The organism is Sphingomonas sp. SORGH_AS_0870 (assembly GCF_031453175.1).
Lineage (GTDB): Bacteria > Pseudomonadota > Alphaproteobacteria > Sphingomonadales > Sphingomonadaceae > Sphingomonas.
In genome coordinates, this window is record NZ_JAVIYW010000002.1 from 689,281 (window position 1) to 713,137 (window position 23,857).

Annotated in this window: 39 protein-coding genes; 31 read left to right on the forward strand and 8 right to left on the reverse strand. The window is 66.3% G+C overall.

The features are described from left to right. The first annotated feature begins 10 nt into the window (after positions 1 to 10). The 10 genes from QE363_RS03725 to QE363_RS03770 all read left to right on the forward strand — a co-directional run bounded on the left by QE363_RS03725 (position 11) and on the right by QE363_RS03770 (position 7,676). Positions 11 to 232 (forward strand): hypothetical protein, encoded by a 222-nt coding sequence (locus tag QE363_RS03725; protein WP_309692014.1) that lies wholly within the window; start codon positions 11 to 13, stop codon positions 230 to 232. A 90-nt stretch (positions 233 to 322) separates the two neighbouring features. Beyond that, on the forward strand, positions 323 to 874 hold the full coding sequence (locus QE363_RS03730; protein ID WP_309692017.1) for a phage baseplate assembly protein V: 552 nt from the start codon (positions 323 to 325) through the stop codon (positions 872 to 874). Then, positions 871 to 1,230: a GPW/gp25 family protein gene (locus tag QE363_RS03735; RefSeq protein WP_309692020.1), complete on the forward strand. Its 360-nt coding sequence runs from the start codon at positions 871 to 873 to the stop codon at positions 1,228 to 1,230. Before QE363_RS03730 ends, QE363_RS03735 begins: the two co-directional genes overlap by 4 nt. 7 nt (positions 1,231 to 1,237) lie before the next feature. After that, positions 1,238 to 2,404, forward strand: a complete 1,167-nt coding sequence (locus tag QE363_RS03740) for a phage tail sheath subtilisin-like domain-containing protein (protein WP_405053207.1) — start codon at positions 1,238 to 1,240, stop codon at positions 2,402 to 2,404. A gap of 39 nt (positions 2,405 to 2,443) precedes the next feature. After that, complete coding sequence (locus QE363_RS03745; RefSeq protein ID WP_309692024.1) at positions 2,444 to 2,950, forward strand: phage major tail tube protein; 507 nt, start codon at positions 2,444 to 2,446, stop codon at positions 2,948 to 2,950. A 98-nt stretch (positions 2,951 to 3,048) separates the two neighbouring features. After that, a complete protein-coding gene (locus tag QE363_RS03750) occupies positions 3,049 to 3,372 on the forward strand; it encodes a phage tail assembly protein (protein WP_309692026.1) in 324 nt (107 codons plus the stop codon). 8 nt (positions 3,373 to 3,380) lie between these two features. Next, positions 3,381 to 3,503, forward strand: coding sequence for a GpE family phage tail protein (locus tag QE363_RS03755; protein ID WP_309692028.1), 123 nt, complete (start codon positions 3,381 to 3,383; stop codon positions 3,501 to 3,503). After that, positions 3,503 to 6,241 carry a phage tail tape measure protein gene (locus QE363_RS03760; RefSeq protein WP_309692031.1) on the forward strand — a complete coding sequence of 913 codons (2,739 nt, stop codon included), beginning with the start codon at positions 3,503 to 3,505 and terminating at the stop codon, positions 6,239 to 6,241. Before QE363_RS03755 ends, QE363_RS03760 begins: the two co-directional genes overlap by 1 nt. After that, on the forward strand, positions 6,238 to 6,639 hold the full coding sequence (locus QE363_RS03765; protein ID WP_309692033.1) for a phage tail protein: 402 nt from the start codon (positions 6,238 to 6,240) through the stop codon (positions 6,637 to 6,639). Before QE363_RS03760 ends, QE363_RS03765 begins: the two co-directional genes overlap by 4 nt. Next, the gene (locus tag QE363_RS03770) at positions 6,636 to 7,676 is read left to right on the forward strand and encodes a contractile injection system protein, VgrG/Pvc8 family (RefSeq protein ID WP_309692035.1); all 1,041 of its coding nucleotides are present in this window, start codon (positions 6,636 to 6,638) and stop codon (positions 7,674 to 7,676) included. Before QE363_RS03765 ends, QE363_RS03770 begins: the two co-directional genes overlap by 4 nt. Positions 7,677 to 7,696: 20 nt before the next feature. Here the strand turns inward: QE363_RS03770 and QE363_RS03775 are convergent, their stop codons facing one another. Together QE363_RS03775 and QE363_RS03780 are read right to left on the reverse strand one after the other, a co-directional pair. Then, positions 7,697 to 8,038: a hypothetical protein gene (locus tag QE363_RS03775; protein ID WP_309692037.1), complete on the reverse strand. Its 342-nt coding sequence runs from the start codon at positions 8,036 to 8,038 to the stop codon at positions 7,697 to 7,699. Beyond that, entirely contained in the window at positions 8,035 to 8,421 is a 387-nt protein-coding gene (locus QE363_RS03780; RefSeq protein ID WP_309692039.1) for a hypothetical protein, read from the reverse strand. The genes QE363_RS03775 and QE363_RS03780 overlap by 4 nt, the downstream gene beginning before the upstream one ends. Here QE363_RS03780 and QE363_RS03785 point away from each other — a divergent pair. After that, positions 8,420 to 8,911 (forward strand): hypothetical protein, encoded by a 492-nt coding sequence (locus tag QE363_RS03785; protein ID WP_309692041.1) that lies wholly within the window; start codon positions 8,420 to 8,422, stop codon positions 8,909 to 8,911. The genes QE363_RS03780 and QE363_RS03785 overlap by 2 nt on opposite strands. After that, positions 8,908 to 9,303, forward strand: a complete 396-nt coding sequence (locus tag QE363_RS03790; protein WP_309692043.1) for a hypothetical protein — start codon at positions 8,908 to 8,910, stop codon at positions 9,301 to 9,303. The genes QE363_RS03785 and QE363_RS03790 overlap by 4 nt, the downstream gene beginning before the upstream one ends. Here QE363_RS03790 and QE363_RS03795 read toward each other — a convergent pair. The 6 genes from QE363_RS03795 to QE363_RS03820 form a co-directional block, all read right to left on the reverse strand. Further along, positions 9,300 to 9,671 carry a DUF6232 family protein gene (locus tag QE363_RS03795; RefSeq protein ID WP_309692045.1) on the reverse strand — a complete coding sequence of 124 codons (372 nt, stop codon included), beginning with the start codon at positions 9,669 to 9,671 and terminating at the stop codon, positions 9,300 to 9,302. The genes QE363_RS03790 and QE363_RS03795 overlap by 4 nt on opposite strands. Positions 9,672 to 9,820: 149 nt before the next feature. Next, entirely contained in the window at positions 9,821 to 10,177 is a 357-nt protein-coding gene (locus QE363_RS03800) for a hypothetical protein (RefSeq protein ID WP_309692046.1), read from the reverse strand. Between the two features lie 13 nt (positions 10,178 to 10,190). Next, complete coding sequence (locus tag QE363_RS03805) at positions 10,191 to 10,655, reverse strand: hypothetical protein (protein ID WP_309692048.1); 465 nt, start codon at positions 10,653 to 10,655, stop codon at positions 10,191 to 10,193. A gap of 47 nt (positions 10,656 to 10,702) precedes the next feature. Continuing rightward, entirely contained in the window at positions 10,703 to 11,083 is a 381-nt protein-coding gene (locus QE363_RS03810; protein ID WP_309692050.1) for a hypothetical protein, read from the reverse strand. A 32-nt stretch (positions 11,084 to 11,115) separates the two neighbouring features. Further along, positions 11,116 to 11,634 (reverse strand): helix-turn-helix transcriptional regulator, encoded by a 519-nt coding sequence (locus tag QE363_RS03815; RefSeq protein ID WP_309692052.1) that lies wholly within the window; start codon positions 11,632 to 11,634, stop codon positions 11,116 to 11,118. 88 nt (positions 11,635 to 11,722) lie between these two features. Then, positions 11,723 to 12,229, reverse strand: a complete 507-nt coding sequence (locus tag QE363_RS03820) for a helix-turn-helix transcriptional regulator (RefSeq protein ID WP_309692054.1) — start codon at positions 12,227 to 12,229, stop codon at positions 11,723 to 11,725. 83 nt (positions 12,230 to 12,312) lie between these two features. On the opposite strand from QE363_RS03820, the gene QE363_RS03825 reads away from it, so the two are divergent. The 19 genes from QE363_RS03825 (at position 12,313) to QE363_RS03910 (ending at position 23,748) form a co-directional block, all read left to right on the forward strand. Next, positions 12,313 to 12,633 (forward strand): hypothetical protein, encoded by a 321-nt coding sequence (locus QE363_RS03825; RefSeq protein ID WP_309692056.1) that lies wholly within the window; start codon positions 12,313 to 12,315, stop codon positions 12,631 to 12,633. Next, positions 12,630 to 13,202: a hypothetical protein gene (locus QE363_RS03830; RefSeq protein WP_309692058.1), complete on the forward strand. Its 573-nt coding sequence runs from the start codon at positions 12,630 to 12,632 to the stop codon at positions 13,200 to 13,202. Before QE363_RS03825 ends, QE363_RS03830 begins: the two co-directional genes overlap by 4 nt. Further along, the gene (locus tag QE363_RS03835) at positions 13,199 to 13,459 is read left to right on the forward strand and encodes a hypothetical protein (protein WP_309692060.1); all 261 of its coding nucleotides are present in this window, start codon (positions 13,199 to 13,201) and stop codon (positions 13,457 to 13,459) included. The genes QE363_RS03830 and QE363_RS03835 overlap by 4 nt, the downstream gene beginning before the upstream one ends. Further along, positions 13,456 to 13,665, forward strand: coding sequence for a hypothetical protein (locus QE363_RS03840; RefSeq protein WP_309692062.1), 210 nt, complete (start codon positions 13,456 to 13,458; stop codon positions 13,663 to 13,665). Before QE363_RS03835 ends, QE363_RS03840 begins: the two co-directional genes overlap by 4 nt. Then, positions 13,665 to 14,075: a hypothetical protein gene (locus QE363_RS03845; protein ID WP_309692064.1), complete on the forward strand. Its 411-nt coding sequence runs from the start codon at positions 13,665 to 13,667 to the stop codon at positions 14,073 to 14,075. The genes QE363_RS03840 and QE363_RS03845 overlap by 1 nt, the downstream gene beginning before the upstream one ends. After that, positions 14,072 to 14,320, forward strand: coding sequence for a hypothetical protein (locus tag QE363_RS03850; protein WP_309692066.1), 249 nt, complete (start codon positions 14,072 to 14,074; stop codon positions 14,318 to 14,320). Before QE363_RS03845 ends, QE363_RS03850 begins: the two co-directional genes overlap by 4 nt. Next, positions 14,317 to 14,811: a hypothetical protein gene (locus QE363_RS03855; RefSeq protein WP_309692067.1), complete on the forward strand. Its 495-nt coding sequence runs from the start codon at positions 14,317 to 14,319 to the stop codon at positions 14,809 to 14,811. Before QE363_RS03850 ends, QE363_RS03855 begins: the two co-directional genes overlap by 4 nt. Continuing rightward, complete coding sequence (locus tag QE363_RS03860) at positions 14,808 to 15,122, forward strand: ogr/Delta-like zinc finger family protein (protein WP_309692069.1); 315 nt, start codon at positions 14,808 to 14,810, stop codon at positions 15,120 to 15,122. Before QE363_RS03855 ends, QE363_RS03860 begins: the two co-directional genes overlap by 4 nt. A gap of 107 nt (positions 15,123 to 15,229) precedes the next feature. Next, positions 15,230 to 17,959, forward strand: a complete 2,730-nt coding sequence (locus QE363_RS03865) for a toprim domain-containing protein (RefSeq protein WP_309692071.1) — start codon at positions 15,230 to 15,232, stop codon at positions 17,957 to 17,959. 13 nt (positions 17,960 to 17,972) lie between these two features. Beyond that, positions 17,973 to 18,143 carry a hypothetical protein gene (locus QE363_RS03870; RefSeq protein ID WP_309692073.1) on the forward strand — a complete coding sequence of 57 codons (171 nt, stop codon included), beginning with the start codon at positions 17,973 to 17,975 and terminating at the stop codon, positions 18,141 to 18,143. Positions 18,144 to 18,146: 3 nt separating this feature from the next. After that, positions 18,147 to 18,512 carry a DUF2312 domain-containing protein gene (locus QE363_RS03875; protein ID WP_309692075.1) on the forward strand — a complete coding sequence of 122 codons (366 nt, stop codon included), beginning with the start codon at positions 18,147 to 18,149 and terminating at the stop codon, positions 18,510 to 18,512. Further along, positions 18,512 to 18,988 carry a hypothetical protein gene (locus QE363_RS03880; RefSeq protein WP_309692078.1) on the forward strand — a complete coding sequence of 159 codons (477 nt, stop codon included), beginning with the start codon at positions 18,512 to 18,514 and terminating at the stop codon, positions 18,986 to 18,988. The genes QE363_RS03875 and QE363_RS03880 overlap by 1 nt, the downstream gene beginning before the upstream one ends. Continuing rightward, positions 18,985 to 19,107 (forward strand): hypothetical protein, encoded by a 123-nt coding sequence (locus tag QE363_RS03885; RefSeq protein ID WP_309692080.1) that lies wholly within the window; start codon positions 18,985 to 18,987, stop codon positions 19,105 to 19,107. Before QE363_RS03880 ends, QE363_RS03885 begins: the two co-directional genes overlap by 4 nt. Next, a complete protein-coding gene (locus QE363_RS03890; RefSeq protein WP_309692083.1) occupies positions 19,104 to 19,316 on the forward strand; it encodes a hypothetical protein in 213 nt (70 codons plus the stop codon). The genes QE363_RS03885 and QE363_RS03890 overlap by 4 nt, the downstream gene beginning before the upstream one ends. After that, positions 19,313 to 20,440 carry a phosphoadenosine phosphosulfate reductase family protein gene (locus tag QE363_RS03895; RefSeq protein ID WP_309692085.1) on the forward strand — a complete coding sequence of 376 codons (1,128 nt, stop codon included), beginning with the start codon at positions 19,313 to 19,315 and terminating at the stop codon, positions 20,438 to 20,440. Before QE363_RS03890 ends, QE363_RS03895 begins: the two co-directional genes overlap by 4 nt. Next, positions 20,437 to 20,724 carry a helix-turn-helix domain-containing protein gene (locus tag QE363_RS19680; RefSeq protein WP_405053162.1) on the forward strand — a complete coding sequence of 96 codons (288 nt, stop codon included), beginning with the start codon at positions 20,437 to 20,439 and terminating at the stop codon, positions 20,722 to 20,724. The genes QE363_RS03895 and QE363_RS19680 overlap by 4 nt, the downstream gene beginning before the upstream one ends. Next, entirely contained in the window at positions 20,616 to 21,704 is a 1,089-nt protein-coding gene (locus QE363_RS03900; protein WP_309692088.1) for a site-specific integrase, read from the forward strand. Before QE363_RS19680 ends, QE363_RS03900 begins: the two co-directional genes overlap by 109 nt. Before the next feature lie 257 nt (positions 21,705 to 21,961). Beyond that, positions 21,962 to 22,438 carry a hypothetical protein gene (locus tag QE363_RS03905; protein ID WP_309692091.1) on the forward strand — a complete coding sequence of 159 codons (477 nt, stop codon included), beginning with the start codon at positions 21,962 to 21,964 and terminating at the stop codon, positions 22,436 to 22,438. Then, positions 22,438 to 23,748, forward strand: a complete 1,311-nt coding sequence (locus QE363_RS03910; protein ID WP_309698084.1) for a terminase large subunit domain-containing protein — start codon at positions 22,438 to 22,440, stop codon at positions 23,746 to 23,748. Before QE363_RS03905 ends, QE363_RS03910 begins: the two co-directional genes overlap by 1 nt. Positions 23,749 to 23,857: the final 109 nt, after the last annotated feature.

Sequence of the window (23,857 nt, forward strand, 5' to 3'; positions counted from 1 at the left end):
GGATGATGCAATGAAGACGACGATTGGCAAATATGACCCGGCGACGCGCACCGTGCCGGTGACGTTCGAAAGCGGCGATATCCGTCACCATCGCTCGGTGAACGCCTGTGTGACGGCGGGTGGTGACTATGATGCAGAAGCGACCGGGGAGCGCGTCGAAGAGGTGGCGCGCGGGGTCGTGGCGAAGATCGTTTGTGGCGTGATCGTCGCGACGGAAGAAACCGCCGCCTGATCTGACGGTTCTGACCTATCGGGTGTCGGGAACCTCCCGACACCCGCAACCCCGCGCACCCGAAGCGGGGCGGCTTCATGGTCCGCGACCATGGCCTCTCTCAACGATCCCCGCCGCGTTATCGGCAACATTATTCAGGTCGGCACGATCGAAACCGTCGATCGCGGCGAAGCGACCTGCACGGTGCGCGTGGGCGAGATCGTCACCGGCTCGGTCCCATGGATCGTGCCGCGCGCGGGAAAGACGCGCATCTGGTCGCCACCCACGGTCGGCGAGCAATGCACCCTTCTGTGTCCGGAGGGCGATATGGAGGCGGGCTTCGCCTTCCTTGGCCTGTTCTCCGACGCCAACCCGGCCCCCTCGGCCGAGGATATCGACCTGATCCGCTTCGGCGACGGCGCGATCGTCTCCTACGATGCGACCGCGCATCTTCTGGTCGCCGATCTGCCGGCGGGCGGGAAGGTCCGGATCAACGCGCCGGGCGGTGTCACCATTACCGGCCCGCTGACCGTCGACGGCGATGTGTCGATCAATGGCAAGGCAACCGCCAGCGACGATGTGATCGGCGGTGGCAAGAGCCTGAAGGGTCATATCCATACCAAGGTTCAGGCGGGCGGCGCCGTGTCGGGACCGCCACAATGATCGGCATGGACGCCGTCACCGGCAAGCCGCTGACCGGCCTCGATCATCTGCGCCAGTCGATCGCCGATATCCTGTCGACGCCGATCGGCGCCCGCATCGGGCGGCGCGAATATGGCTCGCTGCTCCCCGATCTGATCGACCAGCCGATGAACCCGGCCGGTCGGATGCGCCTGATCGCCGCAACCGCGCTGGCGCTGCTCCGCTGGGAGCCGCGCATCCGCCTGACCAACGTCGCGATTTACCAGACCGCGCCTGGCGCCTTTTCCGTCGCGATCGAGGGCGTCCGGACCGACGCGCGCCTCGGCGCCCGCGCCAGCCTCACCATCCCGCTCACCTCCGCCACTGCCACCGCCTGAAGGAAAAATCATGGCCTATCAACACGGCATCACCATCACTGAGGTCACTGAGGGCGCAGCCGCGCTGACCACCATCGCCACCGCCGTTATCGGCATGGTCGCCACCGCGCCCGACGCCGACGCCACCGTCTTTCCGCTCAACCGCCCCGCGCTCATCATGGACATGGATAGCGCGATCGAGAAGGCGGGGACCAATGGCACGCTGGCGTCCGACCTGCGCGCCATCGCCGACCAGGCGCGCGCGCCCGTCGTCGTCGTCCGCGTCGCGCCTGGCGCCGATACCGCCGCGACCAATGCGGCGGTCATCGGTGGGACGGTCAACGGCCTGAAGACCGGCATGCAGGCCTTGCTGGCGGCCGAGGCGCAGGTCGGCGTCCGCCCGCGCATCATCGGTTGTCCCGGCCTCGATACCCAGGCGGTGACCACCGCCCTGGCCGTGATCGCCCAGCGGCTGCGCGCCCGCGCCTATGCCGCCGCGATCGGCGCCGACATTTCGGCCGCGATCGACTATCGCAAGAATTTCGCTGCGCGCGAGCTGATGCTCCTGTGGCCCGACTTCATGGCGACCAATGCGGCGGGACAGACGGTCAGCAGCACCGCGACCGCGCGCGCGCTCGGCCTGCGCGCCCGCATCGATCAGGAACAGGGTTTTCACAAGACCCTGTCCAACGTGCCGGTCAGCGGCGTGACCGGCCTGTCGAAGGACGTGCAATTCGACATCCAGGACGCCTCGACCGAGGCGAACTTGCTCAACGCCGCCCAGGTCACCGCGCTGATCCGCACCGGCGGGGGCTTCCGCTTCTGGGGCAGCCGCACCTGCGCCGCGCCGGAATCGCCCTTCACCTTCGAAAGCGCCACCGCGACCGCGCAGGTGCTGCTCGATACGATCGCCAACGGGATGCTGTGGGCGATCGATAAGCCGCTGCGCCCCAGCCTGGTCAAGGACATTGTCGAGACGATCAACGGCAAGCTGCGCGAATTGAAGAGCGCCGGCCAGATCATCGACGGCAACGCCTGGTACGATCCGGCCAAGAACACCACCGCCACCCTGAAGGCGGGCAAGCTGGTCATCGACTATGATTACACGCCCGTCCCCCCGCTCGAAAACCTGACCCTGACCCAGCGGATTACCGACAGCTACCTCGCCGATTTCGCGGCGGGCGTGGCCGCCTGACGCCCGCTTCCCTCCCCCTCTGACGATCGGACCTGACCCATGGCGATGCCGCGCAAGCTCAAGAATATGAATGTCTTCAACGAAGGGAATAGCTGGCTGGGCGAGATCGCCAGCGTGACGCTGCCCAAGCTGACCCGCAAGCTGGAGGACTGGCGCGGGGGCGGCATGGACGGCACCGTCAAGCTCGACATGGGCGCCGAGCCTATGGAGATCGAGACGACGTGCGGCGGGCCGATGCTCGACGTGCTGAAGCAATTCGGCGTGATGAATATGGCGGGTGTCTATCTCCGCTATGCGGGCTGGCACGAAAATGACGCCACCGGCACCACCGATACCGTCGAGTTGACCGTGCGCGGTCGTCACGAGGAAATCGACATGGGCGAGTCGAAGCCCGGCGAGGGCGGCGAATTCAAGACCAAGACGGCGCTGGTCTATTACCGCCTCGAATGGAATGGCCGCGAGGTCATCGAGATCGACGTGCTGAATATGGTCTTCCGCGTCGACGGCGTCGATCGCCTCGCCGAAATGCGCGCCGCCCTGTCCTGATGCGCCGCTCCCACCCTTCGAACAAGCCGGGGGTCACCCCCCGGCAATGCCGCAAAGAAATCGAGGCCGATCTGGCCCGCAGCGAAATGGAAAATGTCATGACCGAAGCGACCACCAATCCCGCCCTGCGTACCTTCACCCTCGACGAAGCCGTGAAGAGCGGCGACACCGTCCTGATCCCGGCGGGCACCGTCATCACCGTGCGCAAGCCCGGCTCGGGCGAACTGCGCGGCTTGACCCTCATGGCGTTGTCGCAGCTCGACGTGACCGCGCTGCACACCCTGGCGCCGCGCATCACCACGCCACCCATTGCCAAGGGCGCGGTGATGGACCCCGCCGACCTGATGCAGTTCGGGGGCGAGGTGATGGATTTTTTGCTGCCGAAAGCCGCGAAGGCGATGGCGGACTCCCCGACGACGTAGAGGAAGTGATGGCGGACGTGGCGACCATCTTCGGATGGTTGCCCGCCGCGATGGATGAAATGTCCGTGCCCGAGCTGATGCGCTGGCACACCCGCGCGATCAAGCGCGCCAAAGCAAGACGAGGCGAGTGATGGACCGGAACCTGCGCATCCAGGTGTTGATGGAGGCGAGCGACCGGCTCACCCGCCCGCTGCGCGACATGGCGAATGGCGGCACCCGCGCCGCCCAGGCCCTGCGCGGCACCCGCGAGCAGATGGAAAGCCTGCAACGGGCGCAAGGGTCGATCGGCGCGTTCCGCACCCTTCGCGCCGGACTCCAGTCCACCACCCATGAACTGGCCGCCGCGCGCACCCGCGTCGGCGAGCTGCGCGCCGCCATGGCCGCGACCGAAACGCCCAGCCGGGCGATGGCACGTGACCTGACCCGCGCCGAAAACGCGGTGTCGCGTCTGACCAACCAACAACGCCGACAGGCGGCCGAGCTGCGCACCACCCGCGCCGATATGCGATCGGCGGGCATCGGCGTGCGCGATCTGGCCGAACATGAGGAGCGCCTCGGCCGCGAGATCGAGGAGACGACGCGCCACATGGCGGAACAGTCCCGCCGCGTCGAGCAACTCGCCGCCCGTCAGCGCCGCCTGGGCGCCGCGCGCGAGAGCTTTTCGCGGACGCAAGGCATGGCGGGCGGCATGGCCGCCAGCGGCGCGGCCGGGATCGGCGGTGCCATCGCGCTCGCCGCCCCGCTGGTCGCGTCGTCGCGCGGCGCCATGGACCTTGAGGAAGGGATGGCGGGCGTCGCCAAGGTCACCGGCATGGCGCAAGGCCCGCTCGCCGCCATGCAGGACAGGCTGGTCGCCTTGAGCGAGCGCATCCCGATGACCGCCGTGGACCTGTCCAATATTGCCGCAGCGGCGGGCGCGGCGGGCGTCGGCATGGACAAGTTCGGCCGCCCCTTGCCCAGTCAGGCCGAGGATCTGGTCGCCTTCACCGATGCCGCCGCACGGATGGGTATCGCCTTCGACATGAGCGCCGAGGACGCGGGCGGGACGATGGCGAAATGGCGTCAGGCGTTCAAGATGACCCAGCCCGAGGTGGAGGCGCTCGGCGACCGGGTGAACGCGCTGACCAACAAATTCGGCGGCAAAGCCGATGCGGTCGCCGGCATCGTCACCCGGATCGGCCCGCTCGGCGAGGTGGCGGGCATCGCCGCGGCGCAGATTTCTGCACTGGCATCGTCGCTGAATTCGATCGGCGTCGAGGAAGAGGTCGCGGCGACCGGCATCAAGAACACGCTGTTGACCCTGACCAAGGGCGCGGCCGCGACCAAGAGCCAACAGGCCGCGTTCAAGGCGCTCGGCCTCGACGCGGTGAAGGTCGCCAAGGCGATGCAGGTCAACGCCAGTGGTACGATCGTCGACGTGCTGGAACGGGTCGGGCGGTTGAGCAAGGACCAGCAGGCCAGCCAGCTTAGCGAGCTGTTCGGCACCGAATCGGTCGGCGCCATCGCGCCCTTGCTCACCAACCTCGACGGCCTGAAACAGCGCCTCGGCCTGGTCGGTGACAAGAGCCAATATGCCGGCTCGATGACCGGCGAATTCCTGTCGCGGATCAACACCACCAAGGGCGCGACGGACCTGGCGAAGAACGCCTTCGAAGCGGTCAACATCACCCTGGGTCAAGCCCTGCTCCCCACGATCAAATCGGGTGCGCAATTCTTCGCGGGGCTGGCCAAGGGCGCCCGAGCATTCGCGCAGGCGCATCCCGTCATGGCGAAGGGCGCCATGGTCCTGGTCGGCGCGCTGGGGGTTCTCTTCGGCCTGTTCAGCGTCGGCATGATCGCCATCGCCGGGATCATGGGGCCGATCGCGCTTCTGAACGCGGGCTTGATCGCGATGGGGACGGCGGGCGGGATCGCTGCGGTCGGATTTCTGCCGATCATCGGCACCCTTGCGGCAGTGGTCGGCGGGATCGCGGCCGTCGCCGGGGCGGTCTATCTGATTTATTCGAATTGGGGCGCGATCACCGGCTTTTTCGGCAGCCTGTGGAACGGGGTGAAGGCCGTCTTCTCCATGAGCCTGGGTCAGATCCTGACCGGGCTGGCTGGTTTCATCGGCGCCGCGCTGGGCACGCTATACCGCTTCGGCGGGGCGGCCGGGGTCTGGCTGACCGGCACGCTTCCCGGCCTTCTCGGCCGGGGCTGGGATGTGGCCTGGGGCGCGTTCAAGGCGGCGATCCGCGCCGCCTTCACGACGCTGCCCCGCCTGTTCTTCGATTTTGGCGGCATGATCGTCACCGGGCTGATGAATGGCGTCGCCAATGCGCCGGGCCGCCTGTGGAGCGCGGGCGTCCGCATGGCGAAGGCGCTGGCGGGTGGCTTCAAATCGGCCGCGCAGATCCATTCCCCCAGCCGCGTCTTCATGGCGCTGGGCGGTCATGTCATCGGCGGGCTCGACAAGGGCCTCGACGATGCGGCGGGCGCGCCTGTCGCGCGCATGGCGCGCCTCACGCGGCAAATGGCGGCGGTATTGGCGGTGCCAGCCGTGACGATGCCGGCGATGGCCGCCCTGTCATCGCCCCCGCCCGTCATGCGGCGGCTGGTGACGGACGCGGACAACGTCCGAACCGCGATCAACACGGGCGATCGGGCGCGCCGCGACATGCGACAGGCCGTCGACCGCCCGCGCGGCATGGCCAGCGCACCCGCCCCGGCCGCGCCGTCGCAATATCACTTCCACATCAACCAGCTCCCCGGCCAGTCCGCCGAGGATCTCGCCCGTGCGATCCGCCGGGAGCTGGAAGATTATGAGCGGTCCAAGGCCGCATCCGCCCGCTCGACCTATCGCGATGATCCGGATGGAGCCGATCTATGAGCAACATGATGGCCCTGGGGATGTTCGTCTTCTCCCTCCCGACGCTCGCCTATCAGGATCTTCAGCGCAAAAGCGCCTGGCGTCACGCGCGCAGCGGGCGGATCGGCAATATCGACGCGACCCAATTCACCGGCCGCGACAATCAGACCATCACGCTGGCGGGGGACGCTCCCGCCGAGTTGATGGACGGACGCGCCTCGCTGGACCGGCTGCATGAAATGGCGGACGAGGGCGCGGCCTGGTCGCTGATCGATGGCGCGGGCCGCGTTTACGGCGCGTTCGTCATCACCGAGCTCGATGAGCGCCAGCGCCACCTGATGCCCGACGGCACGCCGCGCCTGATCGAATTCACGATCGAGCTGCTCGAAGTGGACGCTGGACAGGGACAGGCCGCATGACCGCGATCGAGAATGTCCCCGACTATCTTGTGACGGTGAACGGACAGGACATCACCGGCAAGCTCAAGGGGCGCATCCCCGAACCCAGTGGCCGATCCCGCGCGCGCCTGATCGGCCTGCGCCTGTCGGAAAAGCGCGGCGGGGACGCCGACGAACTGGAACTGACGATCGACGACAGCGACGGCGGGATGGCCTTGCCCCCCGAAAAGGCGTTGATCGAGATCCAGCTCGGATGGAGCGCGGGCAGCACGGTCAATGTCGGGCTGGTCGACAAGGGCCGCTTCACCGTCGACAGCGTCGAACATAGCGGCCCGCCCGACATCGTGACCATCCGCGCGCGTTCTGCGGACATGACCAGCGCGATCGTCACCCGGCGCGACCAGTCATGGAGCAAGACGACATTGGGTGCGGTCCTGCGCGCCGTCGCCGCCCGCAACAAGCTGACCCCGCGCATCGCCCCGGCGCTGGCGGATATCGCCGTCACGACGCTCGCCCAGGCGCGCGAAAGCGACATGGCGCTGCTCCGCCGCCTGGGGCGCGAGCATGACGCGGTGGCGACCATCAAGGGCGGCGCGCTGATCTTCGCGGCGATCGGCGCGGGGATCAGCAGCTCGGGCAAGCCCATCCCCGGCGCCACCCTGACCCGGGCGGTCGGCGATCGGCACAGTTTCCGGATCGAAAAGCGCGAGGAGGTTGGGACGGTCGAGGCCGCCTGGCACGACCGCAAGGGTGCGAAAAAGCAGGTGGTGACGGCGGGCAAGGGGGAGGGGACCACCCGCCGCCTGACCCGCACCTATCCCACCGAGTCCGCCGCCAGACAGGCCGCCCAGGCCGAACAGAGCCGCGCCGCGCGCGCGCCGCGTAAACTGGACCTCGGCCTCGCCCTCGGGCGGCTCGACCTCTACCCCGACCGGCCCATGACCGTGTCGGGGTTCAAGGCCGAGATTGACAAGGTGAAATGGTTGATCGCCGACGTGACCCACGAATTGCTGGCCGATCGCGGCTTCACCAGCGCGGTGACGCTGGAACAGGCGTAACCGCGGCTTTGCGGACGTGGTCAGTCTTCCAGGTTCACCAGGACAGGCGGCGTTTCGTCACAGCCCAGCAGGAAATCGGCCGCCGCCATCAGGTTGACCGGGTCGCCATTGATCCGAACCCCGACCGTGCGCCCCTCGCCACCATCCTCCCACGCTTCGCGCATGGCCTCCGACCGATCGACGATACGCGCTTCATAGGCGCGAAGATCGGCCCAGACGAAATCCGGCGTCGGGCGGCTGCCCGCTGCCCAGCGCTTGACATTGTCGAGGCGGATCGGCTGGCCATCGCGGGCGTGGACATGCGTCGCGGCCTGCTCGGACAGGCCGAGCCGCGCGAGGCAGGCGGCGTATAGCGTCTTCATCGAACCGTCCTGATCCTGACCGTATGGCCTTCGGCGCGGAGCGTCCGCGCCACGCGACGCACCATCGCCTCATGGTCAGCCCTGCTCATCCCTTCGGCGCATGCCGCACTTTCAAGGAAGCACTGGTCATTGCCATAGAGGTATAGGTCCAGGGATTCCGGCGGCTCGCCATGCTGGCGGGTATGGATGGCGACTTGGGTCAACACCCGGTCGACCATTTCATCAGGGGCCGAGGGAAACCGTCCCGACGACATCGGCCGCGCTTTGCCAAGGCTGATCGCGGCCCAGCCCAATGCGGAACTTGTGGCGTTGGACGGGTCCTTCCCGAGACGAAGACCAAGACGCCAGCGGTCGCCGCGTCGAAAGTCCCAGGGTTCACGCATGCTCGACACCGTCCTGGGCGTCGCGCAGCTGATAAGTCGTTTCGCGGTGCGAGTGGTGAGAGGCGAATGCGATCTCGTCGCCGTCTTCGTTCAGGAAGAATTGCGCTTGGCAAGCATATTTTTGCGTTGTGACGGAAATAATCTGCGCTACAAGCGCAATATGGAAAATGAGACAGTCCGCCGCGTCATCGCCGCGATCACCCCGGCCATCCGCCAGGCCCTCACCGAGACGCGTGGGGAAGTAGCCGACAACCCGATCCCCGAAAGCGCTGAACAACGCGCCGCAGTCCTGCGCGCCATGCGCGCCTATTGCGGGGTGGAACAGGCGGCGGTGGCGCAGGGGGCCGATTTGTCGCTGAGGACCATCGGCTATGCGGAAAAGGGCCATGGGGTCAGCGTGCGGGCTTGGGAAAGGTGCATGACCTTCTTCGCCACGAAAGGGCTGGCCTGGGACGGTCGGGCGATCGTCGTCGCGAGCGAGGGCGCATGATCTTCACCACCCTGCGCCAACTCGCCGACCGCGTCGAAACGCTGGTCGCATCCGCCAATGATGACGACATGACTTGGTGGCAGGTCAACTCGGCGATCTGGCGCTATGTCGGGCGTCCCGACCATCCTCGCTGGCATCATGAGGCGGATCGCAATGTCTGGTGGTGGGGTGACCCGCGCGAGGACGTCGATTGGGACCGATACGCCCCGCAATATCTATCGTCCTGGGATGCGGCCTATGGCCTGGTCCTGCCCGGCTGGCGCCTGGCACTGGCGGGCACCGGGGCGGAATGGACCGCCGGGCTGGCGAACGGCGACAAATTCGTCGGATCATCCGCGCCCGGCGCGCCGCAGGCGATCGTCGCGGCGGCCATCCGGTCCCGCTTCGCCTAGTCCCGACCGCCGCGGGAATGGTGCATCATCGCCGCCTCGACTTGTTCGCGCAGGCTGTAAACGTCGTCGCGGTCAAGGCTCTCATAGGCTTGCTGCTCGGACGCGGCGGTAATCAGGAACAGTTGATAGGTGATCTGCTTCGACTTTTTCCAGGCGAGATAGGCGCCATAGCCAAAGACCAGCGTGAAGATCAGGAAGGGAGGAACGGCGATCCCGATGGCCAGCGACAGAACGGCCCCGAGCGCCAGCAGGACGACCATGCACCCGGCATTCTGCGCCGTCACCTCGCGAATCTCCACGCTGGTGATCTTGTTGATCGCATAGCTCTTCGCGCCGAACCGCGCGAAGTCGTTGTCCACCGAAACCATCACCTATCCCCCCGAAATCCCTATGAATTCGATCCACTTCGGATGCATCGCCGTAACGACCCGCCGATATGACCCAGATCAACAACCCCTGTTAAATCATACCCGACTTTGCACGGCTGGCGGCCCGCGCCGGTCGCTGCAAGTCGCGGTTAATGCATGAACTTTTTGTCAGGCCCGCGCATCACGCGCCGATCGAGATAGCGGTCCATCATGTTCCGCCCCGCCTCCAGCAGACGGATCGTCCCTTCCACCTCACCGAACGCCGCCAGCCCCTTGGACACCAGCCAACCGATATACGGCTCGGCAAGGTCCCGTTCGACATGCGCCGCGAACAACAGCTCCTGGTGCGTCGCCGATCCGCCCTCGCTGTCCGCGAGGTAGAGCAGCAACAGCATGTCCCAGGCGGGCTCACCGAAACCGCCCTCGACACTGGCGAAGGCGGCATCCCGGTCGCGCCGCGATACGAAGATCTCGGCCGCCAGCCGCTTGCGTTCCGCCCGCATCATGGGCGGTCCCCGATCAGGCGACGATCGGCCGCCCGTCCAGCGTCTTCCAGTCCGGCTCGATCAGCCCGGCCGCGCGCCGCATGTGATAGCGCCACGCCCCCGCTGCCGTCGCCAGCAACATCGGATAGGCCCATATCTGCAACTCGATCGCATAGCCGGTGGCCTGCATCGTCGGATCGATCAGCTTGGCCAGATGCGCGACGATCGCCGCCAGCTGCCATCCCGCGACCCATAGGGGCCAATGGCGCGTGCACCGCGACGCCAGCACGATCAGCGCCAGCAACAGCGCCAGGTCGACCAGCGCCGACCCCACCGCCAACGCGGCATAGGCCCGCCCGTCGACCAGCCGGTGCACCGCCTCGTCCGTCGCGAACGCGCCCAGTTGCAACAGCGCCGAGGCCCGCTCCGGTGGCCCGCCCCGCGCCAGCGCATAGGCGCAGCACAGGACGAGGACCGCGAGGAAGAGGTACAGGCTCATGGCCTGTTCCATCGGACCGCGAAGCGCATCGCGTCAACCCGGCCCTGTCAGGCCGCATTGGCCTGCACGACCGCCAGATGCGCGCCGGTGGTGCCGGGCAGGACGGGGATGACGTTTTCGCGCGGCGTGTCGCCATGGTCGCCATAGGCGCGCGCCGGGACGTTCATCCCGTCGGCGATGTCCCGGAACCCGTAATGCGCCGTGTGGACCGCCTTGCGCGTCGCCATCAGCGTCGCCTGCGCCGTGACCACCTGCTCGATCGCGTCATGCCCGGCATGCAGCGGCAGGCGCGCCGCGCGGCGTCCCTCGACCGCTGCGGCCTGCGCCTGCGCCAGCAGGACGAACGCCTGATCCAACAGCTTTTCGGCCTTCATCAACGGCAGGCCCACCGCCTGCGCCACACCGATTTTCGTTTCCAGGCTCGCCAATCTGACCTCCGCTGCGGGGGAGGCCCCCGCGATTATCCGGTTAGTCGATCGAAGGCGCGAAGCACCGGCTTCGCGACGGGTGGCAGTCCACTGCCCAGCGCCATGGCCAGGGCCAGGGCAGCAAGCGAACCCACCGTGATCAGCCCTATCCGACCCAGCGTCTGCAACAGCGAAAGCGTGTTGAGCCGCCGTGCTCCTCCCAAAGCAGGCCAGAACGGGGCCGCCCCGATCGACGCCTCGGTCGTTAGGGGCTCGGCGATCGGGCCGGATACCCGTGCAGAATCGGACTGCCATTCTACAGGGGGCGTTTCGGGGGGTATGATGTCGCGCCCATCCCCCTGCAAAATCGGGGTTTCGCCGAATATCATCGCGGCCGCCTGGCGCCGGTCGCGCGCGCCGGTCAGCTCGATCGCCTCGGCGATATATTTGTCGACCGTCGACTTGCTGATGCCCAGCTCGGCCGCGATCTCTTTCGACGTGGCACGACGCGACCAGACCAGCCGCAGACATTCGATCTGGCGGGGGCTCAACCGGGCCGGGGGCTCGCTCATGCGCGGGGCGCGGCCATGACCGGCCGCCTGGTCCGCGCGACCCCGGCGTGCGAGCAGGGCTGCTCGCCATGCGAGATCGACTGTTCGATCACGGTCGCGGTTCGGGACTCGCTGTGGCGAGATCTGCGGCGGCTTCTTCTGGCGCCGCGCGATGGTCCTGGCGCGTCTCCGACACGACGCGAAGATCTCGCAAACCTGACAGAGCAATGGGGAGCTTACGTGCAAGCAGTCGAGCGTTCGCGGCCCGTGACGCCTTCAGGTCCAGTCCCGCGAGCATCCCCTCGAACATCAGGGTCAGAGCCTCCTCCGATCCAAGCGGGATAGTGACATCCACCCACAACATGTTTGACGCTGTCGGGGCAGGGGGAGGGAAAGCGTCCTGATCGTTGAGCAGCGCTTCGGCCCAGCGGAACCAAGGTGGGACCGTCTTGCCGTGGCCATTCTCGAAATATGAGACAGCTTGCTGCGTCAGATTGACTTCGACCCCTCGTGAAGCCGCCGTCTCGACGATGGCACGCGCGAGGGTCGCAGCCGACCAACCGCGCTCATCGCGCGCGGCCTTCAACCAGGCGGCCTTGGAGGTCACGTCATCCACCGTGTGACCGTTACAAAACATTTGTGATGTGATCCGCTACAAATGGCTTGTAGTTGTTTGTGGTTCTTTGTAAGCCGTTTGTTATGACGGACGAACAGCTCAAGATCGCGCTTGCCGCACGAGACGAGGCGCTCGAAAAATTCGAGGGCAACCAGTCGGCTTTCGAGCGCGAGACAGGCGTAAAGCAGCAGACGCTTTCGTACTGGCTCAAGCATGACCGCCCGGTCAGTCCGCTCTTTGTTCTCAGGGTCGCAACCGCCACTGGAATTCCAGCATCGCGCATTCGCCCTGACATGTATCCCGAAGCCCCCTCAAACGTACTCCCATGCCAAGAGGCGGTAGAGGGCGTCGCGCCGATTGTCCCCGGCGATCGGCGCGCCATTTCGCAGTGTGTGAAGTCATGAACACACAGACGCCTGTTCAGGCAAAATGCGCCGCGTCGCCCGACCACGACGATATTCTGGAGACGCTTGAGAATGCGGCAGATGATTGGCGGACCAAAGGCTACGCCAGCGCGCTGAGCGAGGTCCGCGACATGGCGAACATCGGCCGCGCCCTCATGACGGCGATTGCCGATAACGCCGGGTGCCCGCCGCTGATAGGCTGGCATCCCGCTGACTGCCCGTCCGAAATCGTCGTCGACTTGCTCAACATGATGGAATCAAACCGCTTCACCAAGCTGGTCGACCGGATCGCCAATTGGTCCGATGACGAATTGAAATTCGTCTCGCCACGGCAGGTCCGGCACATTGCACAGGTGGTCATTGCGGGGGCCGATCCCGAATATCCGCCATTCGAGTTGGAGGGGCGCGCCCGCATTGAGGCAATCGAGAGCGCCATCCGCATCGGCATTTTCAATACCTGTGTCCAGCGCGGCATGAGCCAAGACGCGGCGATCGCCATCGTGCGCGGCACGATGGAACAGCTCTGCGTCGCCTCCGCCCTTTCCAAAGCCAAGGACGATCGAGCATGAGCTACGACACCACGAATGCGCGTCACATCGCCCTGCGCCTGTCGACAGGACAGGCGTTTCTGGTCCTCGATCTGGACGGCGATCCCACCGTCCTGGGCTGTGTCGAGGCGACCGCGATCCGCATGACCAAGGCCACCAAGCGCCGCCCGGCGCTGGTCGAACGCGCCCTGACCCGCGATGGCCAGACCGGCTTTATCCTCACCAAGATCGGTTTTTCGGTGAAGACCGAACTGCAAGCGGTGATGGCTGAGCAATGACCATCGCCGACATCCTCCACGGGTGCGTCTTCACTGGCGCCGGGGCCTTGGCGGTCACCACCATCGCCTGCGCGTTGGGCCGCAACTGGACCAAGATCACCGCCGCCTATCGCGGCCAATGGTTCGTCGCCGCGCACCAGCCCGCCCCGCACCGCCCGAGCAACGATTTGCTCCCCGAAACCACGAACGCCCGGAGGGCTGCATAATGGGCGCGCGCCTGGACTATGATCTGATTTCGCGCTTCGTCACCAAGCTTTTTCTATCGCAAAAGCTAGATGCGGCGAAGCGATTGAAGGTCGAGCGACCCACTGATGCGATCAGTGATTTGGAAAAGGACAAGCTCTTTCTCCTGCACGTGAGGGCGGCGGGAAAGTTGCAAGAGCTGTCCGACTTCATGGACGAGGTGCTTCCCCGCCCTGTTCCAATCGATAAGCCTATCCCGGTTGGTCGATCAGCCAGCACCGTCGTGATCGACGAATATTCCGTCTTGGCTCAAGCCGTTCGCGGGATTTCTGACGACTTCATGACCAGCGAGGCGCACCACCCTGGGTACGTCCTGATCCCGACCGCAAAATTCGAGCAGCTTCAAGCGGCCGAGCGGGTGCTCGGGGCATGACCATTGCAAAGCCCACCGATGCCGAAATCCTCGCCATCGTGCGCCGGTACGCGAATGGCGTCATGACCTACGTCGTGCGCAATATTCTGGCGAGCACGCCGCGCGGTCCCGAGTCGCACGCCCAGCCCTATCCCCGCCTCGATACGGCTTTCGTGCGGCGTCGCCTCATGGCGATGGAAAAAGCTGGTCAGGTCAAGCGCGTGCGCTCGGGCTACGCTACCATGATTTGTTGGAGCATAGCATGACCCATCTTCGCGCACCCCGTACCTATCCCGACGCCATCACCCGCATTGCGGGCGTGATCGGCTGGGACCAGGTCAAGCAGATCACCGGCCGGGCCGAGCGCTCCGTCCGCTACTGGTCGCAGCCCAATTGCAATACCGTGCCCCCGATCGACCAGGCGCAGGCGCTCGACGCCGCGTACATCGCGGCAGGAGGGCAGGGGGCGCCGTTCTTCGACGCCTTCGAATTCCAGCTTGGGCTTCAGGTGCAGCGCGAAACCGCCTGCACCCGTGAACTGCTGGACAAGATCGCCATCGCGACCAAGGAATGTGGCGACGCTCTGTCCGCCGCCATGGCCGTCGTATCGACCAATGCCTCGCCGCTGAGCGCCCACCGCGCGTTCGCCGAGACCGAGGAGGCAGACCGCGCGATGAACGCGCTGATGCGCCTCCTGTCCAGCTTTCTCCCGTCCGATGTCAGCGGCGTGGGAAATAACGGGGGTAACCACCAATGAAGACGAAGCGCCGGAGGGCATCCTTGCCCTCGATCACCTGCCCGCACTGCCAATCGGTTGCGGCGATCCGCACCAGTGAATCGGTCAGCGAGTTGCTGCGCCAGCTCCGCTTTCGGTGCGAGAATGACGAATGCGGCCACGTCTTCGCGGCCGACCTGGTCGTGGTGCGCACCATCGTGCCCAGCGCCTGTCCCAATCCGCTGATCCGGCTCCCCTTCGGCCGCACCGCGCGCACGGCCAATGACGACACGCCGATCCCGGCCAATGACGATCGCCCCGCTGCGGCCGAGATCGCGCCCACCCCCAGCTAATCCGCCTGCGGCCCCGCGCCGCGCCTGATCCTTGCCCTGATTGATGACCACCCGGCGCGACCCCGTCGCCGGGCACGGTCCCCCTTTGCCTGAAAGTCCTGACCCCCGTGCAGCCTGAAGTCCTCCGCACACTGATCGCCCGCCTGAAAAAGGATTACGGCTTCGTCGACAAGAAGCGGTTCCTTCAGCAGGGCAAATGCCCGGCCTGCGGCGAAAAGGAGCTGTTCACTTGGCAGGACAAACCCTTTGTCCTGAAATGCGGACGCGAAAACAATTGCGGCGAAAGCATTCAGGTCAAGCCGCTCTATCCCGACATATTCGACGACTGGTCAAAGCGTCATGTGCAGACGCCCCAGGACCCGCACGCTGCGGCGGATGCCTATCTCCAGCACGCGCGCGGCTTCAATCTCATGGGCCTGCGCGAATGCTACACCCAGGAGAGCTACCACGATAGCAAGCTGGGCATCAGCACCGCGACCGTCCGCTTTGCACTGCCCGGCAAGCCCAACAGCTATTGGGAACGGCTGATCGATCAGCCCGGCCGCTTCGGCAAGAAGAAGGCCCGCTTCTCCTATGGATGCGAATATGGCGGTCTGTGGTGGGCCATGCCCGCGCACACGCCCGATGTTCTCGCCGACGCGGCCGAGGTCTGGGTCGTGGAAGGCATCTTCGACGCGGTCGCGCTCAACCAGGCGCCCGCGTTCAAGGATCGCGGTGCCGTCGCGGTCAGCACCCTGTCGTGCAACAATTACCCGCTCAAATCGCTCGATGCCCTTCGCCTGGCAGCGGCCGAGAAGGGCAAGCCCACCCCCAAGATCATATTCGCCTATGACGTGGGCAAGGCGGGCGTCCGCTTCACCCGTGAATTCGTCGCGAAGGCCCGCAAATCTGCATTTGCCTGCGGTGCCGCCCAGGTCCGACCCGATGGCGAGGGCGAAAAGCACGACTGGAATGATCTCGCCCAGTCGGACGAGCTGACCGCCGAGCATCTTGCCGACTACCTGTGGAACGGCGAGGTGACGATCGCGGGCAGCGCCACCGAGAAGGCGCTGCTGATCTACCGCAAGGAACGCTACGCCTCCTTCCCGATCATCTTCGGCGGCAAGCAGCTCTGGGCGAGCTTCTCCATCGATCGCATCAACCAGATCGTTCAGAACTGGCTGGAGAGCGAAGCGCCCGAACATGCCGATTTCAAGACGCTGCCCTTCGACGAGCAATGGAACCAGGCGGCCGAGGAAGCCTGCGATATCGAGGAGGTCGCCAATTGCGTCTTCCGCACCCTGTATTTCCAGCGTGATCCCAATATCGAAGAGGGGGCCTATTACCTCCGCGTCGATTTTCCCAAGGGACGGGCGAGCGTAAAGGCGACCTTCAGCGGCTCGGCGACGACGACGAACGGCGAATTCAAGAAGCGCCTCGCTTCGGTCGCGGCGGGCGCGCAATGGACCGGCAGCGCCTACCAGCTCGATAAATTGATGCAGGTTCAGTGGACCAGCTTGAAGCTGGTCGAGGCGATCCAGCACACCGGATATTCCAAGGAACATGGCGCCTGGGTCCTCGGCGACCGCGCCGTCTACCAAGGCCGCGTCTACGAGCCGAACGAGGAGGATTTTTTCGTCCTCGGCAAGCAGAACGTCAAGCTTCGCACCACCGACCGTATCCTGCGCATCACCTACGATCCCGACAAGCTCAACCTGGCGTGGTTGCCGCCGCTGTTCACGGCCTATGGCCCCAAGGGCATCGTCGCCTTGGCATTCTGGGTCATGAGCTTTTTCGCGGACCATCTGCGCCGCGACCAGGAGAGCTTGGCCTTTCTGGAAATGACCGGCCTTCCCGGCACCGGCAAAAGCACCCTGCTGGAATTCCTGTGGAAGCTGGCCGGTCGTTCTGGATACGAGGGCTTCGATCCGACCAAGGCGACCAACGCGGGTATCGCCCGTACCCTGGGGCAGGTCGGCAATCTGCCCGTCGTGCTGATCGAAGGCGACCGCACCCAGGAGTCGCACGGCAAGAAATTCGAATGGGACGAGCTGAAGACCGCCTATAACGGTCGTCCGGTCCGCACCCGTGCCATCGCCAATGGCGGCATGGAGACATTCGAGCCGCCCTTTCGCGGCGCGATCGTCATCGCCCAGAACGACGCCGTCGAGGCGTCACCGGCGCTCCGCGAACGCATCATGGCGATGCACTTCGACAAGAGCCGCTTCGGCCCGGCCGGTAAGACGGCGGGCGAGCAGCTCGCCCGCGCCGATGTCGAAAATGTCTCGGGCTTCCTGATCCACGTCATCCGCCGCGAGGCCGAGATCATGAAGACCTATCACGAGGTCTTTCGTGGTCACGAGGATAGGCTCGGCAAGCTGGCGGGCGTCCACAACGGTCGCCTCATCAAGAACCACGCCCAGCTCGCCTCCATGCTCGATGCCATGCGCTTGGTCGTCACCAACCTGACCGACACCCACGCGGACGAGGCGCACGCCTTCATCGACACCATGCTGCAGGAGCGGCAGCGCGCGGTCGAGGACGATCATCCGCATGTCGAGCTGTTCTGGGAGCGCTTCGACCATATGCGCTCGATCGAGGCGGAAAACACCGACAAGCCGATCGATCACAGCCGCACCGTCGAGGTGCACGCGATCAACCTGGTCCATTTCGAACAGCGCTGCGCCGACCTGCGCCTGTCGCTGCCCTGCACGATCATCGAGCTGAAGCGCCTGCTGAAGACCAGCAAGAAGCGGAAATTCGTGGCGGCATCGAAGCCCACGAACAGCACCACCGGCAAAACGGTGAACTGCTGGATTTTCAAAAATCCCGACCACTTGCCCACCCCCGCATATTGAGGAGCCCTGACCTATGGACGCCAATAGCAAGTACATGTTCACGACGCTGGAAGGTCTGAAGCGGCGCGCCACAGAACTGAAGCGCGAAACCGGCTGCAAGCATAATGAGGCGCTGGAATTCATCGCCAAACTGGGCGGCTATACCAATTATCAGCACGCCTTTCGTGCTCTTGCCGGGCGCTGATCCATGAATGCGATCACCATGCGCACCGTGCGCGGCCCTGGCGGGGTGACGCGGCATGTCCCGTGCCTCGCCCCGCCGCCCGCGAAAAAGGGCAAGAAGAAGTCCAAGCCCGTCCCCGATCCGATCATGACCAACGGCGAGGCAGCAGCCGAACAGATTAAGCAGCTTTTAGAGCGGCTGGAGCGCCTGCACGAGGAAAAGCAGGGCATCGCCGACGACATTAAGGACGTGTTGGCCGAGGCCAAGGCGGTCGGCTTCGATCCGACGACGATCGAGACGATCCGCAAAATTCGCCTGAAGAAGAAGGAGGAATACCAGGAAGCCTCGGCGATCCTCGAAACCTACATGATAAATTTGGGGATGATCTGATGGATCGCCCCTATCGCCCCCGCTGGTACGACGATCACACGCTCCTTGCGGCCGTCGCCCGCAACCTGCACGCCCAGCGCGCCGCCCACTATCCCCGCCTGGTCGCCGAGGGGCGCATCACCCGCTCGGCCGCGCTCGACGGCCTGCGCGTTATGCGCACCATCGCGCGGTGCTGGAACGCCATCGCCTGGCTCCGGCCGGAGCCTTTCGGCGTCCACACCCCCGACCAGGGCGGCGCCTGGCCGTTCGAGCGCCAGCATCACCTGACCCTGTCCGCCCGCCACGCCCGCACCCGCGCCAACGCCAATCCCGGTGAATTCGAGATCGTGGGCTTCGCCGACGCGGTCGACACCCTCTTGTGGTGGGAAACGGCAAACATGCCCGCCCGCCTGCTCGCCGACATCAATATCGGCCTGCGCGACGGCTCCTACGCCACGCGCGGCACCCGCCCTTTGCCATGGAAGGAAGCCGCATGACCCAGCCGACCCCTCGCAAAAGCCGCCTGCTGACCGCTGCTGCGATCATACTGGCAATCGCCCTCATCCCTTTCGTCCTGATCGGCCTTGCCGGTGCCGCCCAGGAGCGTCGCCGGTGACCCGCCCCAGCTACCACCAGGAGGAGGCGGAACGCGCCCGCCTGCAAGCCCTGTCGCAACGCCAGCCGCTCACCGACTGGCAGGCCGATCGCCTCGCCCATCTCGACTTCCTCGCCGCCAGCCGCGGCTTCGCCCTCTACCGCGCCTGGGCAGGCCGCCACGCCCTCGCCATCCGCACGAAATCGCCCCGCCGGAGGAAAGCGGCATGAAAACCGAGCGCCTTCAGATGAATCTGTTCACGAGCGGGTTTAGCACCCTGGCGATCGACGATCGCGTGCGCGCCGCCATCGCGGCCGGGGTGCCGGTCGCCTATTCGCTATCCGGCGGGAAGGACAGCGTATCGATCAGCCATGCCGCCGATCGGCTGCTCGACCAGCTCGGCCACCCGCGCGACCGCCGCATCGCCATCCATTCCGACCTCGGCCGGATCGAATGGCAGACGACACCCGCGACCGTCGAGGCGGCAGCGGCCGCGATCGGTGTTCCGCTTGTCGTGGTGCGTCGTAAAGCCGGAGACCTGGTCGACCGCTGGGAGCGGCGTTTCGAGCTGGGCCTTGATCGCTATATCGACCTGCGCACCTATCACCTGACGGGGCCTTGGAGCAGCGCCAGCAATCGCTTCTGCACGGCCGAGCTGAAGACCCAGGTCATTCTGCCCGAGCTGCTGCGCCAGTGGAAGGGCACCGAGATCCTGTCGATCGTCGGCATCCGCCGACAGGAAAGTCCGAAGCGCCGCCTGGCGCCGATTTCCAAGCGGGAAGGCAAGCCCTGGGTCCGCGCGGCCGGCGGATGCATCACGACCTGGCACCCCGGCGTCGATATCCGCGAGGACGAGGTCTTCACCTATCTGGAGCGCGAAGCCCTGCCCGTCGCCGAGCCGTACCGCCTGGGCAGCACCCGCTTCGGCTGCGCCTTCTGTGTGATGGGATCAGAAAATGACCTGACCGTCTCGGCGCGGGCGCCCGGCAATCTGGGCTTGCTGCACCACCTGGTCGATATCGAGGCGCAATCGACCTTCTCTTTCCAACAGCAGCGCTGGCTCGGCGACATCGCCCCCGACCTGATCCACCCTGCGCTATGGGCCGATCTGGAGCGCGGCAAGGTCCGCGCGGCTGAGCGCCGCAATCTGGAGGACCGCTTGCCCGCCAATCTGCGCTATGTGAAGGGCTGGCCCCAGCGCATCCCGACCCTCGCCGAGGCGAGCGTCATCCTGTCGACCCGCTCGGCGATCTTAGCCGTGCACGGCAAGACCTCGCCCTACGACACGCCCGCCCTGGTTCGCGATCGGATCGCCGAGCTATTCCACGCCGAACGGGTGAAGGAGGCGGCGTGACCGAGCTGCTAACCCCTGACCAGGCGGCGCATAGATTGTCCGTCTGCACGAAGACCTTGCGCCGACTCCGGCAGGACGGCCACATTCGTTACGTCGCCATCACCGACCGCAAAATCCGCTATCGCCCGGAGGATTGCGACGACTATGTGGCAAGCCGCGCCCGGAAGGCCCCTGAATGTCCGTCTACAAGCCGAAAAACTCACCGTATTTCCACTTCGACTTCATCGTCAAAGGTCGTCGATTTCACGGCTCGACAGGCGCGAAAAGCAAACGAGCGGCGCTAAGGTACGAGGAGAGGGAGCGGGCAAAGGCGCACCATGGCGGACAGGTGCGTCCCCCGATCACCTTGGACGAGGCGTGCGGCCTCTATCAGGACAAGGTCGAAGAGCTGCCTTCGTGGATCGACGCCGAGCGGACGATCAAGATACTGATCGCCGCGATCGGCGCGGCCAATCTTCTGTCGGAGATCACCCAACGCGATCTGCTCGCCCTGGTCGCGAAGCGCCGCCCCGATCTGGAAAATTCCTCTGTCAATCGAGAGATCGAGGTATGGCGCGCCATCTGGCGCTGGGCGGATAAGGCCCGCTACGACGTGGGCGAGATGCCCGATTGGGGCGCCCTGCTCTTGAAGGTGACGGCCAAGGCCCCGCGCGAATTGAGCGCGACCGAGGAAACCTCCCTTTTCGAGGAAATCCGCGACGATCTGTACGCGTTCTGCGAATTCGCCCTCAAGACCGGCTGGCGCAAGAGCGAGGTCATGGGCCTGCGCTGGTCGGACGTGGACCTCGGTGCCCGCACGGCGGGCACGAAGATCAAGGGCGGCGACATCGTCCGCCGCCCGCTCACCCAGGATATGCTGGTCATCATCGCCAATCAGCCGAAGGTCGGGCCGTTCGTCTTCACCTATAAGGCGGTACGGACGAAGCCCGAATTCGTCGACAAGCTCGGCCGGAAGCAACCTGGGCGGAAGAAGGGCGATCGATACCCGATGACCGCGACGGTCATCCGCAAGCCCTGGGCGGCCGCACTGGCGGCAGCAGGCGTCGAGAATTTCCGCTTCCACGACCTGCGCCACACGCGCGGCACCCGAATCCTGCGCGCCACCGGCAACCTGAAGGCCGCCCAGCGCGCCCTGGCCCACAAGTCTATCAAGACCACCCTGCGCTACGCCCACGCCACCGACGACGACGTGCGTCAGGCCCTAGATGCAAGCGAGTCCCGGACTATTCCCGAAGTCCCGAACGCCAAGGGCGCAAAAGCCTAGGTTTTCTGCGGGTTTCAGGGGCTTTGGGAGCATCGGTGTAAACGAGACGCTCTACCAACTGAGCTAATCGCCCCCTCTCGGGAAGCCCCGCCTAATGCCGGGGTGTCGGGCATCTGGCAAGCCGCTTTTGCGTCGCGAACCGCAGCGGTTCCTTTGTTGGATACAAAGCCGATCGCATCCGGTACATAACAGGAACATCGGGGGCGGCCTGACCGGGGGAGCGGTCGGGGGCGTCCGGTGCTTCGGGGGGAGCGGGGATGGCCGGAACGGGGGAGGGCGCGCGGTGGACGCAGGCGCGGCGACGGCAATTCCTGGCGGCGCTGGCGGTCAGCGCGGATGCGGGCGTGGCGGCGCGGGCGGTGAGAGAGACGCTGGGCGCCGTGCGCGGGTTGCGGCGACGCGATCCGACCTTCGCGGAGGGCTGGGCCGAAGCGATCGGTGCGGCGCACGCGCTGGTCGAGGAAGGCCTGCTGCGCCGGATGCTGACCCTGTTGGCCCACGGTGGGGAGGAGGGCGGAGAGGCCGGTGCGGGGACCACCGGCCTCTCCATCACCCCGCCGCTCTCGGCCACCGAGGTGCAACTCTATCTGAAGCTGCTCGCCCGGCGGGATGCGCTGGCGCAGGCCGGTGACGGGGCGAACGCGGCGGCGCGCGCCGATGCGGCGGAGACCGATGCGGCGCTGGAACGCGCGCTCGACGGCCTGGCGCGGCGGCGGTTGAAGGGGATGGCGTGATGGCGGGAGAGGATGCGGCGACGCGGCTCGCCACGCTGGCGATGCTGGAACCGGAGGCGCGGGGGCAGGCGCTGGCGGCGCTGACCCCGGCGCAGAAGCGCGAACTGGTCGAGCGATGGGAATTATGGGCGCATGACGGACAGATCGCGCCGCCGGGCGACTGGCGGGTCTGGCTGATCCGCGCGGGGCGCGGCTTCGGCAAGACGCGCGCGGGGGCGGAGTGGGTGAGTGCGCTCGCCCGCGACAATCCGGGCGCGCGGATCGCGCTGATGGGGGCGACCCTTCGCGATGTCGAGCGGGTGATGGTGCGCGGCGAAAGCGGCCTGCTGGCGGTGGCGCGCAAGGGCGAGACGCCGCGCTGGATCGGCAGTCTCGGGCAGGTGCATTTCGCATCGGGCGCGATCGGCTTCGCCTATTCGGCGGCGGCGCCCGAGGCTTTGCGCGGGCCGCAGCATCATGCGGCCTGGTGCGACGAACTGGGCAAATGGAAGGGGGAGGCCGGGTGGGACAATCTGATGATGACGCTCCGGCTGGGGGAGCGCCCCCGCGTGCTGGTCACGACCACGCCGCGCGCGACGCCGCTGATGCGCAAGGTCATGGCGCTGCCCGATTGCGTCGAGACGATCGGGCGGACCAGCGACAATGCGCATCTGCCCGACAGCTTCCAGGACGCGATGCTGGCGCAATATGGCGACACGCGGCTGGGGCGGCAGGAGCTGGACGGCGAGATGGTCGACGACCGCGAGGGGGCCCTGTGGACCCGTGCACTGCTCGACCGGCAGCGGGCGAAGACGGTGCCCGCGCTCGACCGGGTGGTGGTCGGCGTCGATCCGCCCGCGACCAGCAGCGGCGATGCCTGCGGGATCGTCGCGGTCGGGCTGGGCCGCGACGGCCATGGCTATGTGCTGGAGGACGCCAGCGAGGCGGGGCTGTCGCCCGAGGGCTGGGCGGCGCGGGTCGCGGGCTGCGCCAGGCGCAACCGCGCGGACCGGGTGGTGGCCGAGCGCAACCAGGGCGGCGACATGGTGGAGAGCGTGCTGCGGCTCGCCGACCCGACCCTGCCGGTGCATCTGGTCTATGCCTCGATCGGGAAAGCCGCGCGGGCGGAGCCGGTGTCCTTCCTCTATGCGCAAGGCCGCGTGTGGCATGCGCGCGGCTTCCCCGCGCTGGAGGACGAGCTGTGCGGGCTGGGCGTGGCGGGGGCCTATGACGGGCCGGGCCGCTCGCCGGATCGCGCAGACGCGCTGGTCTGGGCGCTGACCGAGCTGATGCTGTCGGGCCGGGGGCCGCCGGGGATACGGAATTTATGAGGTCAGCTTTTCCTCCCCTGCAAGGGGAGGTGGCAGGCCGAAGGCCTGACGGAGGGGTGTCCTGGTTGGAGATGTGGGACTGTCTTCGCGGGCGGTGACACCCCTCCAC

Bases quoted from the DNA above. Each gene is read 5' to 3' on its own strand.
- QE363_RS03870 (WP_309692073.1), top strand. From the start codon at position 17,973: ATGGACGCCAATAGCAAGTACATGTTCACGACGCTGGAAGGTCTGAAG.
- QE363_RS03835 (WP_309692060.1), top strand. From the start codon at position 13,199: ATGAGCTACGACACCACGAATGCGCGTCACATCGCCCTGCGCCTGTCG.
- QE363_RS03775 (WP_309692037.1), bottom strand. From the start codon at position 8,038: ATGAAGACGCTATACGCCGCCTGCCTCGCGCGGCTCGGCCTGTCCGAG.
- QE363_RS03805 (WP_309692048.1), bottom strand. From the start codon at position 10,655: ATGAGCCTGTACCTCTTCCTCGCGGTCCTCGTCCTGTGCTGCGCCTAT.
- QE363_RS03780 (WP_309692039.1), bottom strand. From the start codon at position 8,421: ATGCGTGAACCCTGGGACTTTCGACGCGGCGACCGCTGGCGTCTTGGT.
- QE363_RS03880 (WP_309692078.1), top strand. From the start codon at position 18,512: ATGGATCGCCCCTATCGCCCCCGCTGGTACGACGATCACACGCTCCTT.
- QE363_RS03905 (WP_309692091.1), top strand. From the start codon at position 21,962: ATGGCCGGAACGGGGGAGGGCGCGCGGTGGACGCAGGCGCGGCGACGG.
- QE363_RS03855 (WP_309692067.1), top strand. From the start codon at position 14,317: ATGACCCATCTTCGCGCACCCCGTACCTATCCCGACGCCATCACCCGC.
- QE363_RS03770 (WP_309692035.1), top strand. From the start codon at position 6,636: ATGACCGCGATCGAGAATGTCCCCGACTATCTTGTGACGGTGAACGGA.
- QE363_RS03755 (WP_309692028.1), top strand. From the start codon at position 3,381: ATGGCGGACGTGGCGACCATCTTCGGATGGTTGCCCGCCGCGATGGAT.
- QE363_RS03725 (WP_309692014.1), top strand. From the start codon at position 11: ATGAAGACGACGATTGGCAAATATGACCCGGCGACGCGCACCGTGCCG.
- QE363_RS03875 (WP_309692075.1), top strand. From the start codon at position 18,147: ATGAATGCGATCACCATGCGCACCGTGCGCGGCCCTGGCGGGGTGACG.
- QE363_RS03815 (WP_309692052.1), bottom strand. From the start codon at position 11,634: ATGAGCGAGCCCCCGGCCCGGTTGAGCCCCCGCCAGATCGAATGTCTG.
- QE363_RS03840 (WP_309692062.1), top strand. From the start codon at position 13,456: ATGACCATCGCCGACATCCTCCACGGGTGCGTCTTCACTGGCGCCGGG.
- QE363_RS03730 (WP_309692017.1), top strand. From the start codon at position 323: ATGGCCTCTCTCAACGATCCCCGCCGCGTTATCGGCAACATTATTCAG.
- QE363_RS03760 (WP_309692031.1), top strand. From the start codon at position 3,503: ATGGACCGGAACCTGCGCATCCAGGTGTTGATGGAGGCGAGCGACCGG.
- QE363_RS03785 (WP_309692041.1), top strand. From the start codon at position 8,420: ATGCTCGACACCGTCCTGGGCGTCGCGCAGCTGATAAGTCGTTTCGCG.
- QE363_RS03850 (WP_309692066.1), top strand. From the start codon at position 14,072: ATGACCATTGCAAAGCCCACCGATGCCGAAATCCTCGCCATCGTGCGC.
- QE363_RS03800 (WP_309692046.1), bottom strand. From the start codon at position 10,177: ATGATGCGGGCGGAACGCAAGCGGCTGGCGGCCGAGATCTTCGTATCG.
- QE363_RS03790 (WP_309692043.1), top strand. From the start codon at position 8,908: ATGATCTTCACCACCCTGCGCCAACTCGCCGACCGCGTCGAAACGCTG.
- QE363_RS03845 (WP_309692064.1), top strand. From the start codon at position 13,665: ATGGGCGCGCGCCTGGACTATGATCTGATTTCGCGCTTCGTCACCAAG.
- QE363_RS03765 (WP_309692033.1), top strand. From the start codon at position 6,238: ATGAGCAACATGATGGCCCTGGGGATGTTCGTCTTCTCCCTCCCGACG.
- QE363_RS03750 (WP_309692026.1), top strand. From the start codon at position 3,049: ATGACCGAAGCGACCACCAATCCCGCCCTGCGTACCTTCACCCTCGAC.
- QE363_RS03900 (WP_309692088.1), top strand. From the start codon at position 20,616: ATGTCCGTCTACAAGCCGAAAAACTCACCGTATTTCCACTTCGACTTC.
- QE363_RS03795 (WP_309692045.1), bottom strand. From the start codon at position 9,671: ATGGTTTCGGTGGACAACGACTTCGCGCGGTTCGGCGCGAAGAGCTAT.
- QE363_RS03830 (WP_309692058.1), top strand. From the start codon at position 12,630: ATGAACACACAGACGCCTGTTCAGGCAAAATGCGCCGCGTCGCCCGAC.
- QE363_RS03860 (WP_309692069.1), top strand. From the start codon at position 14,808: ATGAAGACGAAGCGCCGGAGGGCATCCTTGCCCTCGATCACCTGCCCG.
- QE363_RS03885 (WP_309692080.1), top strand. From the start codon at position 18,985: ATGACCCAGCCGACCCCTCGCAAAAGCCGCCTGCTGACCGCTGCTGCG.
- QE363_RS03825 (WP_309692056.1), top strand. From the start codon at position 12,313: ATGACGGACGAACAGCTCAAGATCGCGCTTGCCGCACGAGACGAGGCG.
- QE363_RS03910 (WP_309698084.1), top strand. From the start codon at position 22,438: ATGGCGGGAGAGGATGCGGCGACGCGGCTCGCCACGCTGGCGATGCTG.
- QE363_RS03745 (WP_309692024.1), top strand. From the start codon at position 2,444: ATGGCGATGCCGCGCAAGCTCAAGAATATGAATGTCTTCAACGAAGGG.
- QE363_RS03895 (WP_309692085.1), top strand. From the start codon at position 19,313: ATGAAAACCGAGCGCCTTCAGATGAATCTGTTCACGAGCGGGTTTAGC.
- QE363_RS03735 (WP_309692020.1), top strand. From the start codon at position 871: ATGATCGGCATGGACGCCGTCACCGGCAAGCCGCTGACCGGCCTCGAT.